Raw genomic sequence first — 16,764 nt, forward strand, 5'->3', positions numbered from 1 at the left:
CGGCGCATAACGATCACGGGACGCGGCGCGCCGCGTTCACTCCGCGCTCCTTCGCGGGAGCGCACTTCAGAACGTGACGCGCCGCGTCCCGCTCTCCGCTTTCAACCGGCGCAAGCCCCCAAGGATGGCGCACGCCCGCATGCAAGGAGACGCCATGCCTCCCAGCTCACGCCTTGAGAAACCGGCAGCCTCCCGCTAGAAGCTCCGCCCCATGGCCGGCCATTCCAAATTCGCCAACATCATGCACCGCAAGGGCGCGCAGGATAAGAAGCGCGCCCAGATGTTCACCAAGCTCGCCCGCGAAATCCAGGCGGCGGTGAAGCTCGGCGGCGCCGATCCCGAGTCCAACCCGCGCCTCTATCGCGCCATCACCGCGGCGCGCGCGCAGTCGATGCCGAAGGACAACATCCAGCGCGCGGTCGACCGCGGCGCCGGCGCGGGCGGGGAGAACCTGGAGGAGATCCGCTACGAGGGCTTCGGCCCTGGCGGCATCGGCGTCATCGTCGAATGCCTCTCCGACAACCGCAACCGCACCGCCGGCGAAGTCCGCGCCGCTTTCGCCAAGAACGGCGGCAACATGGGTGAATCGAACTCGGTCTCGTTCGCGTGGAAGAAGCTCGGCGAAGTCCGCTATCCGCTCGCCGCCGCGAGCGAGGACGCGATGTTGGAAGCCGCCATCGAAGCCGGCGCCGACGATTGCGTCGTCGAAGAAGAACAGCACGTCATCACCTGCGACATGGCCGCGCTCGCCGGCGTCTCGCAGGCGCTGGCGAAGAAGTTCGGCGATCCGGTTTCGGCCAAGTTCGTCTGGCGCACCGACATCGCCATTCCGGTCGAAGGCGACAACGCCGAGACGCTCTTGAAGCTCTTGGACCAGCTCGACGATCTCGATGACGTGCAGGACGTCTATTCGAACGAGGACATCAGCGAAGCGGAGCTGCAGCGGCTAAGCGCCTAGTTCGCCGCAAAATACTCGCCGATGCCTTCGAAGAAGATCCACGCCGGCGGAATCAGGAAGCCGATCAACGCCGCCCAGAACACCGCCACCAGCGCGCCCCAAAGGATCCGCAGCGCCCGCACTTCGCGGCCGACGACCTTGAACTGCGCGTCGATGACTTTCGCGTCATTCAGCGGCGCGGATTCGACTTCACGCAGACGTGTCGGTTGCGGCTGGCCCATGGCGTCCGTCGGTGTACGCGCAAACGCGGCCAGCATAAGGCGAAGCCGCCCATGCTTCACGCAAAGGCGGCTTCGTTGTTCACAAGTGTATGAGCGCTCAGCCCCAACGTCTGTTGCGGTCGCGGAGTTCGGCTTCCACGGTCGCGCTCAGGCGGTCGAAGCGGCGGTCGAGGTCGCGTCGTTCGCCGCGGCTGAGGCCGTTGCGGCGATACCGCACTTCGAGCCGGGCGATTTCGTTGAAATCGGCCCGCAGGCGGGTCGCTTCGCGCTGGGTGAGGTAGCCGCGGCGCAGGCCCCAGTCGATGCGGTTGTCGATCTGGCGCTGACGCGCATTGATCGATTGCCAGCGCCGATCGTCGTCGTCGCGCCGCTCATAGCGGATTTGCGAACTCAGGCTATCGAACCGGCGATCGAGATCGGCGCGTTCACCGTACGAAAGCCCGCTCGACGCCCTGTAGCGCGCTTCGAGGCGGGCCAAGTCGCGGAATTCGGCGCGCAGACGCGCAGCTTCGCCACGGGTCAGCGAGCCGTTGCGCACGCCGACGTCGATTCGTTGATCGAGGTTGGCTTGCCGCTGATTGATGCTCTGCCAGCTTTGAGCAGAGGCGGGAGCCGCGACAGCAAGCGCACTCGCCGCGACGGCCATTGCTAGGAACTTCTTCATTGGTCCTTCCTCAAATCGTGTCGCCCAGTCCTGGGCACGTTCACCAAGTCAATCCGGGGCGCTGCAGCCTCGTTCCGGTGGAACGTGAGCCAAGCTGCCGCGCCCGGGCGGCCAGCTCCGGCAGTTGCCAAAATGTGGCGGAATCTTCATACCGCGACGAAATTCGGCGCATGCCGGTTCTGAGCGCGCATCGTCGTCGGCGCAGACTGAACCGCGCATGATGGAGCAATTCATGAGTGATCTTGTCGTCGTCTTCGGCGGTTCGGGCTTCATCGGCAAACAGATCGTCCGCTCGCTCGCCAAGCGCGGCTATCGCGTCCGTATCGCAATGCGGCGCCCGCATCTCGGCCACGAATTGCGCGTCATGGGCGACGTCGGCCAAATCCAGCTGGTGCAGGCCAATCTGCGTTTCCCCGAATCGGTGGACGCAGCGCTCGAGGGCGCAGGCTCGGTCATCAACCTGGTTGCGACGCTGTACGAAAGCGGCCCGCAGAATTTCGAGGCGCTGCATGTTGAGGGCGCGCGCGCCGTCGCTGAAGCGGCCGCCCGCCGCGGCGTCGGCCGCATCGTCCACATCTCTGCTTTGGGCGCCGGACCCAAGGGCTCGCGCTTCGCGCGCAGCAAGTATCACGGCGAACGCGCGGTGCTGGACGCTGCGCCGTACGCGACTATCCTGCGGCCGTCGATCGTGTTCGGACCGGAGGACGGCTTCTTCAACCGCTTCGGCCGCATGGCCGCGACCGCGGCCGCCTTCCGTCCGCTCGGCTTCCTGCCCCTGATCGGCGGCGGCAAGACCCGCTTCCAGCCCGTGTTCGTCGGCGATGTCGCCGAAGCCGCGGCGGCGGCGCTCACCAGCGAGCATGCGCGCGGGCGCGTGTTCGAACTTGGCGGTCCGCGCATCTATAGCTTCCGCGAACTGATGGAGTACATCCGCGAGCAGACCGAACGGCGCGTGCCGCTCGTGCCGCTGCCGTTCTTCGTCGCGCAGCCGATGGGGCTCCTGTTCGGCGGTCTCTTCAGCCTGCTGCCGTTCAACCCGCCGATCACCGGCGATCAAGTGCGGACGCTGCGGCGCGACAATGTCGCCGGGCTCGATCCGGACGCCGGCGTGATCGCCGACCTGGGCGTAACGCAGCTGGAAAGTGTCGAGGCGATCACGCCGGCCTATCTCTGGCGCTTCCGTCCGTACGGCCAGTTCCAGACCAAGCAAAACCCGGCGTGAGCACGCGGGGCTGGGCCGTCGCGACTGCGATTGCGGGCCTGCTCACGCTGGCTCTGTTCGTCGTCTTCCTGGCGCTGCCGGAGGTGCGCGCCGCCGCAGATTGCCTGCCGCCGGGCGCAGTGGTGCAGTTCGAACTCGCGCGCAACGCGGCCGATCTCGAAGCGATCTTCGGCCCGCCCGGCAGCGCGTGCCGCACGCTCGGCGCAGCGGCCATGGACGCGGTCAACCGCATCGACCTCATCGCTTTCATCCCGGCCTACACCGCGTTCTGCCTCTGCGCGGCGCTCTATCTCGCCGCCGGGCAGTGGGGCAGGCCGCTCGCCGCCGCCGCGGTCGCCGCTGCGCTTCTCGCGGCGCTCGCGGATGTGCTCGAGACGACCACGCTGCTCGACATCACGGCGAACTTCGATGCGGCCGAGCCCCTGTTGCCAATGTCACAGCTCGGCGCATGGTCGAAGTTCGCGCTGCTCGCCGCGCACGCGCTGTTCTGCGCGGGCTTGTGCCTAATCGGGCCGAAGCCGCGCTGGATGCTCGGCGTTGCGTTTATGGCGCCAACTTTGGGCGTCGCCGTTGCCGCGTCAAGTCATGTTCAGTTCGCTAGCGCCATGAGCGCAACCTTCACCATCGCGTGGCTCGCGCTGTTGGTAGCGGCCGTCGCTACGGCTTTTCGGCGGTGACAGGCTCGAGCCCCATCCAAGCCGTACCGGTCGATCGTGATCCGTTCGTTGCTCATTTGACCGTCTTCAAATTCTGGGTTCTGGCGAAAGGTGCGTCGGCTTGATGCCGAACGCGTCGGTCAGGTGCTGGGCGACAATGGTGCGATGGCAGTCGCGCCAGGCGTGTTCGAGACACATGAGGCAGACGCGGCCTTTCCTCGCCAGCTCCGCCGCTTCCGCCAGCGCGAGCTGGCTTTCCGGCTCGACCATCTTCGCCTCGAAAATGCGATGCATGGTCTTTGTGTCGCCTTTGCGCGCCGCTTCGCGGCCGGCCTTCGGCGTGCCCAAGGATTTCATGTGAACATAGGCGATGCCGGCTGCATCGAGCGCGGCGGCGAGGGACTTCTTGGAAAAGCCGGCCCGTCGCGAGTTGGCGACTTCGCGCACATCGACCAGCGTCTTGATCTTCGCCGCCTTCAGCGCCGCGACGAAATCGGCTTGGCCGACTTTTTCGTAGCCGATGGTCCAGACCTTGTCGCTCACAGCCAGCCTAAAGCCAGGATGCCCAGAATGAACACGCCGAAGACGATACGATACCACGCAAACGGGCCAAAGCCCACGCGGGTGACGAAGTCGAGGAACGGCTTCACCACCAAAGCAGCGGAGATGAAGGCGAAGACGAAGCCGACGGCGATCTCGACCGCGAAGTCAGGCGTGAACCGCACCGCGTTCTCTGCGAGCGCAGGATCGGACATGGTCCGAATCATTCGCACCAAGTCGTAAGTGAACGCCGCCACCATCGTCGGCATCGCCAGGAAGAACGAGAATTCCGCCGCCGCGCGCCGATCGAGCCCCAGTGCGAGGCCGCCGAAAATGGTCGCGCCCGAGCGCGATACCCCCGGGATCAATGCCAGCGTCTGGAACGCGCCGACTCCGACGGCGCGCCAGATCGGCGTTTCGGCTGCATCTTTCACTTCGATTTTCGGCGGCCATTTCTCGATCGCCAGCATGGCGAAGCCGCCGAGGATCAGCGCAATGGCGATGATGTCGAGCCGCAGATAAAGCTCGTCGCGGATGTAGGAGTTCGCCAACAAGCCGATGAAGGCGGCAGGCAAGAAGGCGAGAAACAGCATCAGCGCAAAGCGTCGCGCTTCGGGCTTCGTCGGCAGGCCGGCGATGACGTCGATGATCCGCTGGCGGTAGAGCCACATCACCGCCAGGATCGAGCCGAGCTGGATCATGACGGTGAAGACGCCGCCCGGATCGTCGTAGCCGATCATCCGCCCGAAAATCAGCAAGTGCCCGGTCGAGGAGACGGGCAGGAATTCGGTAAGGCCCTGGAGGACGCCGAGAAAGGCGGCGCGGATCAGGTCGAGGAAGTCCAAGGCGGCGCCCCCAGCAGCAAAAAATCGGCGTGACCATGAAGTGCGTCGGCTGCCTTCGGAAGCGGCAATTCCAGCCCTTTAGCCCGGCTAAGCCGCGGCTTCTCTTGCTGCAGATGCGAATTCGGGCATAAGGGAAGAATCTCCCGCCCATCTGCCGCTTTGGAGGGCGTTCTTGACTGAACGCATGCAGAAATTTGTGTCTTTAGGGCAAAACTGGCCCGAAAAGCGCTCGGCCACCGAGCGCGCGGGCGATTTTCACGAAATCCACCGCGCGTTCATTGCCGAAAAAGCCGCCGCCCAGGCCGCCCGCTGCGCGCAGTGCGGCGTCCCGTTCTGCCAGACCCATTGCCCGCTGCAGAACAACATTCCCGATTGGCTCCGCCTCACCGCCGAAGGGCGGCTGCTGGAGGCTTACGAAGCGTCCGCGGTCACCAATCCGATGCCGGAGATCTGTGGGCGCATCTGCCCGCAGGACCGGCTTTGCGAAGGCGCCTGCGTGATCGAGCAGAGCGGCCACGGCGCCGTGACCATCGGCGCGGTGGAGAAGTATCTCACCGACACCGCCTGGCGCGAAGGCTGGGTCGCGCCCATCAAACCGCGCGGCGAGCGGCGCGAGAGCATCGGCGTCGTCGGCGCCGGACCCGCCGGGCTGGCCGCGGCCGAGCGCCTGCGTCTGCGCGGCTATAAGGTGACCGTCTATGACCGCCACGATCGCATCGGCGGGCTGCTGGTCTACGGCATACCGAATTTCAAGCTGGAGAAGGAGGTCGTCGAACGCCGGTCGCAGCGGCTGATCGACGGCGGCGTGAAGTTCGAGCTCAACTGCAATGTCGGCGAGACGATCAGCTTCGTGGAGCTGCGCCAGCGCCACGATGCAGCGCTGATCGCGACCGGCGTCTACAAGGCGCGCCCGCTCACCGCGCCCCACGATCAAAGCGTCGTCGCCGCGCTCGACTATCTCATCGCCTCCAACCGCGTCGGCCTCGGCGACGACGTGCCGGAGTTCGCGAGCGGCGCGCTCGACGCGAAGGATCGCCGCGTCGTCGTCATCGGCGGCGGCGACACGGCGATGGATTGCGTGCGCACGGCGCGCCGCCAGGGCGCAAAGAGCGTCACCTGCCTCTATCGCCGTGATCGCGCCAACATGCCGGGCTCGCAGCGCGAAGCCGGCCACGCCGAAGAAGAGGGCGTCGGCTTCGATTGGCTCGCCGCGCCGAAATCCGTCAGCAAGGGCGCCGTGCGCGCGGCGCGCATGCAACTCGGCCCGCCAGACGCGAGCGGACGGCAAACGCCGGAAGAGCAGCCGAACAGCGCTTACGAGGCGCCGGCCGATCTCGTCATCGCCGCGCTCGGCTTCGACGCGGAGGATTTGAGCGGCTGGGGCGTGGCGACGACGCGTTGGGGCACGCTCAAGGTCAACCCGCTGACGTACGCGACGAACCTGCCCGGCGTGTTCGCCGCCGGCGACATCGTCCGCGGCGCATCGCTCGTGGTGTGGGCGATCCGAGAGGGCCGGGACGCCGCGGATGCGATGCATGCGTGGATTCAGGAGAATGCAAAAGTGGCGGCGGAATGAAGCGGCGCGATCATACTCCTCCCCCGCACGCGGGGGAGGTGCTGAGCGAAGCGAAGCGGAGGGGGGCGTTGGCGACTCCCCCCTCAGTCTCGCGCGTTGCGCTCGACAGCTCCCCCGCACGCGGGGGAGCACAAGACATCGCGCGCTACGTTGAGGAGAGCGCGAAACTTCAATCCCACGGCCTCTACAGCGCCCAAGACGAACGCGACGCCTGCGGTGTCGGCATGGTCGTCTCGATCGACGGCAGGCCGCGGCGCGATGTGGTGACGCTGGCGATCGCCGCGCTGAAAGCAGTCTGGCACCGCGGCGCCGTGGATGCCGACGGCAAGACCGGCGACGGCGCCGGCATCCTGATCGAAGCGCCGCAGGAATTCTTCCGCGAAGTCGTCGTCCGCACCGGCCACACGCCGAAGGACGGGCCGGTGTTCGTCGGCCAGATCTTCCTGCCGCGGCTCGATCTCGGCGCCCAAGAGCGGGCGCGCGTCATTGTCGAGAGCGAGATCATCCGCGCCGGCTTCGTGATCTATTCTTGGCGCCAAGTCCCGGTGAACATCAGCCAGATCGGCGAAAAAGCCAACGCGACGCGTCCCGAGATAGAGCAGGTGCTGTTCTACGACCCGCAAGCGCGCGATTCCGAAACGGTGGACCGCGATCTCTTCATCGTCCGCCGCCGCATCGAAAAGCGCGCGCTCGCGTCGAACATCACCGAACTCTACATCTGCTCGCTCTCGGCGAAGCGGCTCGTTTACAAAGGCATGTTCCTAGCTGCGCAAATCGATGCGTTCTATCCCGATCTGCGCGACGAGCGTTTCACCTCGAGCGTCGCGCTCTATCACCAGCGTTATTCCACCAACACGTTCCCGCAATGGCGCCTGGCGCAGCCGTTCCGCATGCTCGCGCACAATGGCGAGATCAACACGCTCAAAGGCAATGTGAACTGGATGCGCTCGCACGAAGTGCGGATGGCGTCCGAAGCGTTCGGCGACGCCGATTCCGACGTAAAGCCGATCGTCCAACCCGGCGGCTCGGATTCCGCCGCGCTCGACAACGTGTTCGAAGTGCTGGTCCGCGCCGGCCGCGCCGCGCCGATGGCGAAGTCGCTGCTGATCCCGGAAGCGTGGGCGAAGTCGCGCACGATGCAGGATAGCCACCGCGCGCTCTACGCTTACTGCAACGCGGTGATGGAGCCGTGGGACGGCCCGGCCGCGCTCGCCATGTTCGATGGCCGCTGGGCCGTCGCCGGCCTCGACCGCAACGGTCTTCGTCCGCTGCGTTATGCGCTGACTCAGGACGGCCTGCTCGCCGTCGGCTCCGAAACCGGCATGTGCCCGCTCGACGATCGTGTCATCACCGAACGCGGCCGCATCGGCGCTGGGCAAATGGTGGCGGTCGATACGCACGAGGGCAGGCTCTATCATCACGAAGAGCTGGTCGATGCGCTCGCCGCGCAGCATCCCTACGGCGCGTGGCTGAAGAACGTCATCGATCTCGACAAGAAGCTCGAAGGTCCGGAGCCGCGGCTCCATAGCGATCGCGTCGAATTGCTTCAGCGCCAGACGGCGGCAGGCTTCACCATGGAAGATGTCGAGCTCTTGCTGCAGCCGATGTTGGAGGAGGGCAAGGAAGCGATCGGCTCGATGGGCGATGACGCGCCGCTCGCGGTGCTGTCCGAGCAGAACCGGCCGCTCTCGCATTACTTCCGGCAGAATTTCAGCCAGGTCACCAATCCGCCGATCGATCCGCTGCGCGAAGGCCGGGTGATGAGCCTCGCCACCCGCTTCAAGAATCTCGGCAACATCCTGGCCCAGGACGAGACCCAATCGCGCGTCTATGTGCTCTCGAGCCCGATTCTGACCAACGGCATGTATGCACGGTTGATGAAGGAGTTGCGCGACGACATCGCCCGTATCGACTGCACCTTCGCTGCGCTGGGGCCGGGCGAGGATGCAGGCGCCGCTTTGCGCTCTGCGATCTATCGCATCCGCGCCGAAGCCGAACAGGCGGTCGCATACAACAAGCGCTCGCACGTCATTCTCTCGGACGAAGCGCAGGGGCCGGACCGCATCGCCTGTCCGATGATCCTGGTGGCGAGCGCCGTGCATTCGCACCTCGTCGCCAAAGGCTTGCGCTCGTTCTGCTCGATCAGCGTGCGCAGCGCCGAGTGCCTCGATCCGCACTACGCCGCCGTGCTGATCGGGTGCGGCGCCACCACGGTGAATCCGTATCTCGCCTTCGATACAGTGGCCGACCGGACTGCGCGCGGCCTCAGCGGCGGTCTCAGCCAAGAGCAAGCGGCGGCCAACTATCGCGCCGCGCTGGAAGCAGGCCTGCTGAAGATCATGTCCAAGATGGGCATCTCGGTGATCTCGTCTTATCGAGGCGGACTCAATTTCGAAGCCATCGGCCTCTCGCGCGCGCTGGCGGATGAGTTCTTCCCCGGACTCACCAGCCGCATCTCCGGCATAGGCCTCTCCGGCCTCGCGCTCGAAGCGGCGGATCAGCATGCGCGCGCGTTCGACGGCGCGGTTGTGGCGCTGCCGGTCGGCGGTCAGTATCGCCATCGCGCCAGCGGCGAGCGTCACGCCCTGGAAGCGGACTCGATCCACCAATTGCAGCGCGCCTGCGACACCGGCGATTACAAGGCCTACCGCAAATATTCAGAAGCGGTGCGCGAGCGGCGTCTCAGCCAGCCGATTCAGCTGCGCGACCTGCTCGAAGTGCGCGAAGAAAAGATTCGCCCGACGCCGCTGGCGGAAGTCGAAAGCGTCAACGACATCCGCAAGCGTTTCCTGACGCCCGGAATGAGCATGGGCGCGCTGAGCCCTGAAGCGCACGGCGCGCTCAACATCGCCATGAACCGCATCGGCGCGCGCAGCGTCAGCGGCGAAGGCGGCGAAGACCCCGCGCGCTATAAGCCGCTGCCGAACGGCGACGATGCGAACTCGGCGGTGAAGCAGATCGCCTCGGGCCGCTTCGGCGTCACCGCCGAATATCTGAACCAGTGCCGCGAGATCGAGATCAAGGTCGCGCAAGGCGCCAAGCCCGGCGAGGGCGGCCAGCTGCCCGGCTTCAAGGTCACAGAACTGATCGCGCGCCTCCGCCACGCGACGCCAGGCGTCTCGCTCATCAGCCCGCCGCCGCATCACGACATTTATTCGATCGAGGATCTCGCGCAGCTGATCTACGACCTGAAGCAGATCAACCCGGTCGCGCGCGTCACTGTGAAGCTCGTCGCGCAATCGGGCATCGGCGCGGTCGCCGCGGGCGTCGCCAAGGCCGGCGCCGACACGATCCTCATCTCCGGCCATGTCGGCGGCACGGGCGCTTCCCCACAGACCTCGATCAAGTACGCCGGCATCCCGTGGGAGATGGGCCTCGCCGAAGCGCATCAGGTGCTGATGCTCAACAATCTCCGCCACCGCGTGCGCTTGCGCACCGATGGCGGCCTGCGAACCGGGCGCGACATCGTCGTCGCGGCCATTCTTGGCGCGGAGGAGTTCGGCATCGGCACGGCGTCGCTGGTGGCTATGGGCTGTCTCATGGTGCGGCAGTGCCATTCCAACACTTGCCCGGTCGGCGTCTGCACGCAGGACGAGGCGCTCAGGAAAAAGTTCACCGGCACGCCGGAGAAGGTCGTCAATCTGATGAGCTTCATAGCCGAGGAAGTGCGCGAGATTCTCGCGCAGATCGGCTTCCGCCGCTTGGAGGAAATCATCGGCCGCACCGATCTGATCGAGCAGATCAGCCGCGGCGCCGAACATCTCGACGATCTCGATCTCAATCCGCTGCTGGTGCGGGTCGATAGCCCCTATCCGAGCTATTGCACCCAACTCGGCCGCAACGAGCCGCCGGCCTCGCTCGACCAGCACTTCATCGAGGAAGCGCCGGCCTTCTTCGAGCGCGGCGAGAAACGTCAACTCGATTTCGCCGTGCGCAACACGCAGCGGGCGATCGGCGCGCGCGCGGCGGCGCACGTCGTGCGCAGGTTCGGCATGGATGCGCTGCCGGAAGGCCAGCTCAGCGTGAACCTGCGCGGCTCGTGCGGGCAGAGCCTCGGCGCGTGGCTGGTGCAGGGGATTGCGCTGCACGTGACGGGCGATGCGAATGACTATGTCGGCAAAGGCCTCTCCGGCGGCCTCATCACGTTGAAGCCTGCGCCGGAGGAGGCGAGCCGTCTCGGCGCCATCATCGGCAACACCTGCTTGTACGGCGCCACAAGCGGCAAGCTCTTCGCCGCCGGTCTCGCCGGCGAGCGTTTCGCGGTCCGCAATTCAGGCGCGACGGCTGTCGTCGAGGGCGCTGGCGCCAACGCGTGCGAATATATGACCGGCGGGACGGTCGTCATTCTAGGCCCGGTCGGCGACAACTTCGCCGCCGGCATGTCGGGCGGCATGGCGTTCGTCCATGACGAAGCCGGCCGGTTCGAGCACTTGCTCAATGGCGACAGCGTTGTTGCGCGCCGCTTGGGATCGGCGCATTGGGAGAGCGTGCTCAAGAGCTTGATCGAAGAGCACGTCCGCCGCACCGGCTCGCCGCGCGCCGCGCATCTGCTGGCGCACTGGAAAGAAGCGCGCGGCCAGTTCTGGCAAATTTGCCCGAAAGAGATGTTGCCGCGCCTGCAGCACGGCCTCACCGACGCTGACGAAACGTCGCCCGTCGCAGCGGCCTGACCATTCGTCGCGCCGGCGCATCCGTGCCGGTGCGTCAGCGCATCTCAGCGGCATGACCGGGAAAGGCTCACTGCGCCTCGCGCTGCTCGTCTTCACCGCGCTTCTGGGCGCGGGGCTGACGCTCGGCGCGCTCCATGCGCCGAAGCCCGATCCCGCGCCATACGATCAGCGTTAGGCTGACTCGAGGGAGGGAGAAATGATGGGCTTCAAGCGCATGGCTGCGGCCATGCTGGCGGCGGGCGTTCTGCTCGGCGCGCCGCACGCGTCGGCGCAGCACAGCGCGCCGACGGAGGTTGAAACCGCGCCGATCGCGCCGACGAGCGCGGAAGCGCGTCGCGCCGACCTCACATTCTTCCGAGAGAACTTCATGGCGCACGACGTCGCTTACACAGCGTCCGCCCGCGCCGAAGCCGAGCGCCGCATCGCCGCGCTCGAAGCGCAGGCGGGCGAGGTGAGCCAAGCCTATTTCGAACTCGAGCTCGCCCGCATCGTCGCGCTCGCCGACAACGGCCACACGGCTTACTTCCCGGGGCCGCGCTCGCGCCGCTTCAACCGCATTGCCGATGTGCGGTTCGCGCCGTTCGGCGAAGATTTCTACGTGCTGCGGGCCACGGCTGCGAATGCCGACCTGCTCGGCGCGCGGCTCGTTTCGGTTGACAATCGCTCGATCGCGCAGGTGCGCGCCGCGGCGCGTTCGCTCGCCGGCGGCACTGAAGCCTGGCGCGACCGCAACGCCGCCTATTTCTTCGAAAGCCCCGAACAGATGCACGCGCTGGACGTGATCCCGCGCGCCGATCGCGCCAGCTATCGCTTCCAGCTGCCCAACGGCCGCATGGTCACGCGCCGTTTCACGCCGGAGCCCGCCAACCCTGATCGCCTCCGCGCCAACACCGATCGCTGGTATTATCCGGCGCCGATGGAAAGCGAGAGCGGCATGCGCACGCTGCTCAGCGTGGACGCCGCGCCGTGGGCGTTCCGCGAGCCGGATCAGCCGTTCCGCATGCGCGATGCGCCGGAGATCGACGCATTCGTCATCGAGCTTCGGCAGAACAACAGCGCCGAAGAGATGGACATCGCCGAGTTCATGCTCGACTCGCTCGAAGCGGCGCGCACGTCGGGCCGGCGCAATATCGTGCTCGACATGCGTATGAATGGCGGCGGCGATCTCAACACCACGCGCGCCTGGGTGCGGCGTCTGCCGCGCGTCGTCCCTGGACGCGTCTTCGTGCTGACGAGCCCGAACACCTTCTCGGCCGCGATTTCCACCGTCGGCTATTTGAAGCAATCGGCCCCGGACCGCGTCACCATCGTCGGCGAAATGGTCGGCGATCGGCTCGACTTCCACGCCGAAGGCGACGTGATCACGCTGCCGCACGCGGGCGGCGCCGTGCTCTACGCCACCGAGCGTCACGATTATCGCACCGGCTGCCGCAACATCGAGAACTGTCACGGGTCGGTCGTGCGCCATCCCATCGCGGTGGAGAGCCTCGCCCCGGACATCGCCGCGCCGTGGACGATCGAGGCCTACCGCGCCGGCCGCGATCCGGCCATGGAGGCGGTCGCCGCCGCGCTCGGAAACTAGTAGTCGACGCCGCCCTCCCGCCGTTTCATAACGGAGGCGGGAGGGTGGCATGCGCACTTTGTTGATGCTGATGGCTGCGGCGTTCTTGAGCTGGGCGCCCGCCGCGAACGCGCAGACCGCCGAACAGGCCGAGTACGCGCTGCGCCAGGTCGGCGCCTGGTCGGGGCGCAACGCGGAATTTGGGGCGCGCCTTGTCGCGCTCTATCAGTCAGCGGACGAACTCGACGCCGTGTACGATTTGGCTGACGAGTCGAAGGGCTCGGCCGACGCTATTGCCGCCGTGGACGCTTGGCGCGCGCGCTACGCGACACAGCTGGCCCAACTTCGCGTCGACATCGCTGCGGCTCCGCCGCCGCCGCGCATCGAATCGGTGATGGGCGCAAACATGCAGCGCATGCTCGACGAGATGGCCTCGCGCGTGATGCTGGAGATTGATCAGGCCCAAGCCTTCGGCGACGCCATGGCCAACCTCACTCTGGCCGTGCTGCGCGGCGAGCTCGACCGAGAATCCAGCGTGATGCAGCGCAGCATGGCTATGATGCGTGAGCTGCTGCAGTTCGAGAACGAATCCTGGCGCATCGTCACCGCGTTGTCGCCGCCGGGCCATCCAAACCAGAATCTCGCTCGCGCGCACATCGCCATGAACGAAGGCATGATCGTGCTCGCCAGCGTGATCGTCGAGAGCGCGTTCGCCGACTCGCTCGTGATCACGGCCGAGCAGCGGCGCGATGTGCAGGCGGCGATAGGCGCCATGCGCACGCAGGTGCGCGAGGGCCGCGCCTCGATCGCCCGCACACGCTCCGAGCTGAGTTTCAGTTCGCTCGGCCTATCGCAGGACGTGCGCGACGCCGCCGCGCGGCTGTTCGTCAGCCTCGAAGAATCCATGACCAGCCTCTCCGCCGCCGCCGACGTGATGGAGCGCCTGATCGGCCTGCCCGCGTCGGCGAAGTACGCCCAGGTCGACGCGGCGCTGGCCGAATTGGTCACCATCGCGGACGAACTCGCCATGCAGCAGGTCTATCGCGGCCAGCAGCTCGCGCTGCCGACGCCGACGCTCTAAGCCTCGGCGCGCCCTTTGCGGAAAGCGTTGCGCAGGCCGAACCAGGCGCCGACCAGCACTGCGAGCGCCGTCAGCACGCCGGCGACGAGACGCAGCCAGGTCGGCGCCGCGGTGAGCAGGTCTTGCGCTTGGCCGACAAGGCCGACGGTGACGTTGACGTCGTAGTTCTGGCTAGTCGACCGCAGTGGATAGCACTGGCCTTCTGCGGTGCAGCCTTCGACCACGGTGCGCAGCGTCAGCGAGCGGCGCCCGCCCTCGGTCGCGACGACGCGCCAGCTCCAGGTCGTCACGCTGTCCTGCAGCACTTCCTGCGAGGCTTCGGTGAGCGGCGTGATCTCGAAGCCGTTGCCGACCAGCTCGGCGCGCATGAAGCGCCCGACCAGTGGCGCGAACTCGACCGTCTCGCCCTGCAGCGGATCGACGGTCTCCGACGGCGTCAGCGGCGGCGACGGCGCCGGCGCCGACGCCGAGATCGGCGGCGGCGCTTCGCGCCCATCCACGGTCTCGGTCGAGTCGACGGTGTTCAGCGCGACCGTCTCTTCTTCCGCCTGCGCTGCAAGCCGCTCGGCCTCCAAGCGTGCGCGCTCCTCGCGCGCGGCGATCTGCTCCTGCGTCAGCGCGAAGCTGATCGCGAGCTGCAGCGTGTGCGCTTCGCCGCGCTCCATCGGGTCCGGCGCGTTGAATGCGGCCGTGCCCTGCGCGGCGTCCTCCGCCAGCGCGGCGAAGTCGGCACAATCCTCAGCCGAAACGCGGCGGCCGACTTCGGCGCAGAATTCCGTGGGCGCAGCCGTCGAGCCGAGCGCCGGCTCGCTCGGCGCCGCCGCGGGGCTCTCCTCGATGACGGTCGCATCCGTCGTCTGCACGTCTTGTTCCGGCGCCTGCCCGCAGGCGGCGAGCGCGAGCAGGGCGGCGGCGGCAACATATTGAGCAAAGCGTGGTCGGCGCAGCATGTGGGGTCCCCTCCGCGTCTGCTGGACGGCGCTTTATACAGCTGCAACGCCGCCGAGGGGTAGCCCTAGGCAGGCGGAACGTCGACGCGCCAACCGCCCTGCGGCATAGAACCCGCGTGACCGTCGCGCTCACCATTGCAAAAGCGGATATCGCCGCACGCGCCCATGCATTGGGCTTCGACGCCTTCGGCGTCGCCTCGGCGCGCGAACCTTGGCCGGCGGGCGCGCGCCTCGAGCATTTCATCGCCGACGGCCGCCATGGCGACATGGATTGGCTGGCGCGCGAGGCGCACCGCCGCAGCCATCCGCAGCAGCTTTGGCCCGAGGCGAAAAGCGTCATCATCGTCGGCCAGTCCTACGCGCCCGATGACGATCCGATGACGCTGCTGGCGGAGCAGGACAAAGGCGTCGTCTCCGCCTATGCCGCCCGGCGCGATTATCACGACGTCGTCAAAGGCAAGCTGAAGCAGCTGGCGCAATGGCTGGCGCACGCGAGCGGCGAAGAGGTGAAAGTGTTCGTCGACACCGCGCCGCTGATGGAAAAGCCGCTGGCCGAGCGCGCGGGGATCGGCTGGCAAGGCAAGCACACCAACCTCGTTTCGCGCGAACACGGCTCGTGGCTCTTCCTCGGCGCCATCCTCACCGCCGCCGAGTTCGAACCGGATGCGCCGCACCAAGAGCGCTGCGGCTCCTGCCGCGCCTGTCTCGACGTGTGCCCGACCGATGCGTTTCCAGCGCCATTCCAGCTCGATGCGCGCAAGTGCCTCGCCTATCTCAGCATCGAACATCACGGGCAGATCCCGCGCGCCTATCGCGCGCCGATGGGCAACCGCATCTTCGGCTGCGACGATTGCCTGGCGGTGTGCCCGTGGAACAAGTTTGCCGCGGCATCCGCCGAGGTGAAGCTGCAGGCGCGGTCGGACCTGATCGCGCCGCGGCTCGAGGATCTCGTCCGACTCGGCGACGCAGACTTCCGCCAAAAATTCTCCGGCTCGCCGATCAAGCGGATCGGCCGCGGCCGTTTTGTCCGCAATGTGCTGATCGCGATCGGCAATTCCGGCGAGCCGGCGCTTGCGGCGGAGGCCGAGCGGCTCCTTGACGATGCTGAGCCGGAGGTGCGCGGCGCGGCGGTGTGGGCGCTGTCGCGGCTGAAGGGCCGGGCCGAGCTTTCGGCCGCCGCCGCGCGGCGAATGGCGGAGAGCGACCCCGACGTGCTGGCGGAATGGCGGGCGGCGCTCGGCGAGGCGGCGTGAGGCTGTTCATCTTCGGGCTGGGCTATTCGGCGCGCGCCGTGGTGGAGCGGCTGCGGCCTCGGCTGGAGGCGGTCTGGGGGACGACGCGCGATCCGCAGAAGCTCAGCGATATCGCGGCGCTGGGCGTCCCGCCGATCCTGTTCAACGGGAATTCAGACGTGGCGGACGGGCTTGCGCCGCGTCACCCCTCCCCGCAAGGGGGAGGGGAATTGGTGGCCACCCTTAGAGGGGCCACGCACATCCTCGTCTCCATCGCGCCTGACGAGACGGGCGATCCGGTGCTGAGGCATTTCGGCGCCGAGCTTGCCGGAGTGAAGCCCAAGTCGATCGTCTACCTCTCGACGGTCGGGGTCTATGGCAATCACGACGGCGCCTGGGTCGACGAGGAAAGTGCCTGCCGGCCCGTGTCGAAGCGCTCGCGGCAGCGGCTGGCAGCCGAGGCGGCTTGGCGCGTCTTTTCCGAGCAAAGCGGCGTGCCGGTAGCGATCATCCGCCTTGCCGGCATCTACGGGCCGGGGCGGGGCCCGTTCGAAAGAATCCGGAGCGGGACTGCGCGGCGCATCCTCA

The 16,764-nt window shown here is 67.1% G+C and carries 15 protein-coding genes; 10 read left to right on the forward strand and 5 right to left on the reverse strand.

All coding sequences use genetic code 11. The annotated features are described in order from the left end of the window. Nucleotides 1-211: 211 nt before the first annotated feature. Entirely contained in the window at nt 212-958 is a 747-nt protein-coding gene (locus tag VEA80_RS09470; protein ID WP_325060485.1) for a YebC/PmpR family DNA-binding transcriptional regulator, read from the forward strand. Here the strand turns inward: VEA80_RS09470 and VEA80_RS09475 are convergent. Both VEA80_RS09475 and VEA80_RS09480 read right to left on the reverse strand, forming a co-directional pair. Beyond that, complete coding sequence (locus VEA80_RS09475; protein ID WP_325060486.1) at nt 955-1,179, reverse strand: hypothetical protein; 225 nt, start codon at nt 1,177-1,179, stop codon at nt 955-957. The genes VEA80_RS09470 and VEA80_RS09475 overlap by 4 nt on opposite strands. Before the next feature lie 97 nt (nt 1,180-1,276). Then, the gene (locus VEA80_RS09480; protein WP_325060487.1) at nt 1,277-1,843 is read right to left on the reverse strand and encodes a hypothetical protein; all 567 of its coding nucleotides are present in this window, start codon (nt 1,841-1,843) and stop codon (nt 1,277-1,279) included. 232 nt (nt 1,844-2,075) lie between these two features. Here VEA80_RS09480 and VEA80_RS09485 point away from each other — a divergent pair, with 232 nt between their 5' ends. Further along, nucleotides 2,076-3,065: a complex I NDUFA9 subunit family protein gene (locus tag VEA80_RS09485; protein WP_325060488.1), complete on the forward strand. Its 990-nt coding sequence runs from the start codon at nt 2,076-2,078 to the stop codon at nt 3,063-3,065. Further along, a complete protein-coding gene (locus VEA80_RS09490) occupies nt 3,062-3,742 on the forward strand; it encodes a hypothetical protein (protein ID WP_325060489.1) in 681 nt (226 codons plus the stop codon). The genes VEA80_RS09485 and VEA80_RS09490 overlap by 4 nt, the downstream gene beginning before the upstream one ends. A 66-nt stretch (nt 3,743-3,808) precedes the next feature. Here VEA80_RS09490 and VEA80_RS09495 read toward each other — a convergent pair whose 3' ends face one another. Then, nucleotides 3,809-4,264 (reverse strand): DUF488 domain-containing protein, encoded by a 456-nt coding sequence (locus VEA80_RS09495; RefSeq protein WP_325060490.1) that lies wholly within the window; start codon nt 4,262-4,264, stop codon nt 3,809-3,811. Continuing rightward, nucleotides 4,261-5,106: an undecaprenyl-diphosphate phosphatase gene (locus tag VEA80_RS09500; RefSeq protein WP_325060491.1), complete on the reverse strand. Its 846-nt coding sequence runs from the start codon at nt 5,104-5,106 to the stop codon at nt 4,261-4,263. Before VEA80_RS09500 ends, VEA80_RS09495 begins: the two co-directional genes overlap by 4 nt. Nucleotides 5,107-5,278: 172 nt before the next feature. Here VEA80_RS09500 and VEA80_RS09505 point away from each other — a divergent pair, with 172 nt between their 5' ends. Genes VEA80_RS09505 through VEA80_RS09525 form a run of 5 tightly spaced genes read left to right on the forward strand, consistent with a single transcriptional unit; the run spans nt 5,279 to nt 13,994 of the window. After that, nucleotides 5,279-6,682, forward strand: a complete 1,404-nt coding sequence (locus tag VEA80_RS09505; protein WP_349257238.1) for an NAD(P)-dependent oxidoreductase — start codon at nt 5,279-5,281, stop codon at nt 6,680-6,682. Further along, nucleotides 6,679-11,352, forward strand: coding sequence for a glutamate synthase large subunit (gene gltB, locus VEA80_RS09510; RefSeq protein WP_325060493.1), 4,674 nt, complete (start codon nt 6,679-6,681; stop codon nt 11,350-11,352). The genes VEA80_RS09505 and gltB overlap by 4 nt, the downstream gene beginning before the upstream one ends. Nucleotides 11,353-11,404: 52 nt before the next feature. Beyond that, nucleotides 11,405-11,527 (forward strand): hypothetical protein, encoded by a 123-nt coding sequence (locus tag VEA80_RS09515; protein WP_325060494.1) that lies wholly within the window; start codon nt 11,405-11,407, stop codon nt 11,525-11,527. A 21-nt stretch (nt 11,528-11,548) separates the two neighbouring features. Then, entirely contained in the window at nt 11,549-12,934 is a 1,386-nt protein-coding gene (locus VEA80_RS09520; RefSeq protein ID WP_325060495.1) for a hypothetical protein, read from the forward strand. Nucleotides 12,935-12,983: 49 nt separating this feature from the next. Further along, nucleotides 12,984-13,994 carry a hypothetical protein gene (locus tag VEA80_RS09525; protein ID WP_325060496.1) on the forward strand — a complete coding sequence of 337 codons (1,011 nt, stop codon included), beginning with the start codon at nt 12,984-12,986 and terminating at the stop codon, nt 13,992-13,994. Here the strand turns inward: VEA80_RS09525 and VEA80_RS09530 are convergent. Beyond that, a complete protein-coding gene (locus VEA80_RS09530) occupies nt 13,991-14,944 on the reverse strand; it encodes a hypothetical protein (RefSeq protein ID WP_325060497.1) in 954 nt (317 codons plus the stop codon). The two genes, VEA80_RS09525 and VEA80_RS09530, sit on opposite strands and share 4 nt — an antisense overlap. Before the next feature lie 116 nt (nt 14,945-15,060). Here VEA80_RS09530 and queG point away from each other — a divergent pair, with 116 nt between their 5' ends. Together queG and VEA80_RS09540 are read left to right on the forward strand one after the other, a co-directional pair. Beyond that, on the forward strand, nt 15,061-16,197 hold the full coding sequence (gene queG / locus VEA80_RS09535) for a tRNA epoxyqueuosine(34) reductase QueG (protein WP_325060498.1): 1,137 nt from the start codon (nt 15,061-15,063) through the stop codon (nt 16,195-16,197). Then, nucleotides 16,194-16,764 (forward strand): NAD-dependent epimerase/dehydratase family protein (locus VEA80_RS09540; RefSeq protein ID WP_325060499.1); only part of this gene is annotated, 571 nt, incomplete at its 3' end. The genes queG and VEA80_RS09540, both read left to right, overlap by 4 nt.

The organism is Vitreimonas sp. (genome assembly GCF_035627415.1).
Classification (GTDB): domain Bacteria; phylum Pseudomonadota; class Alphaproteobacteria; order Caulobacterales; family Aquidulcibacteraceae; genus Vitreimonas.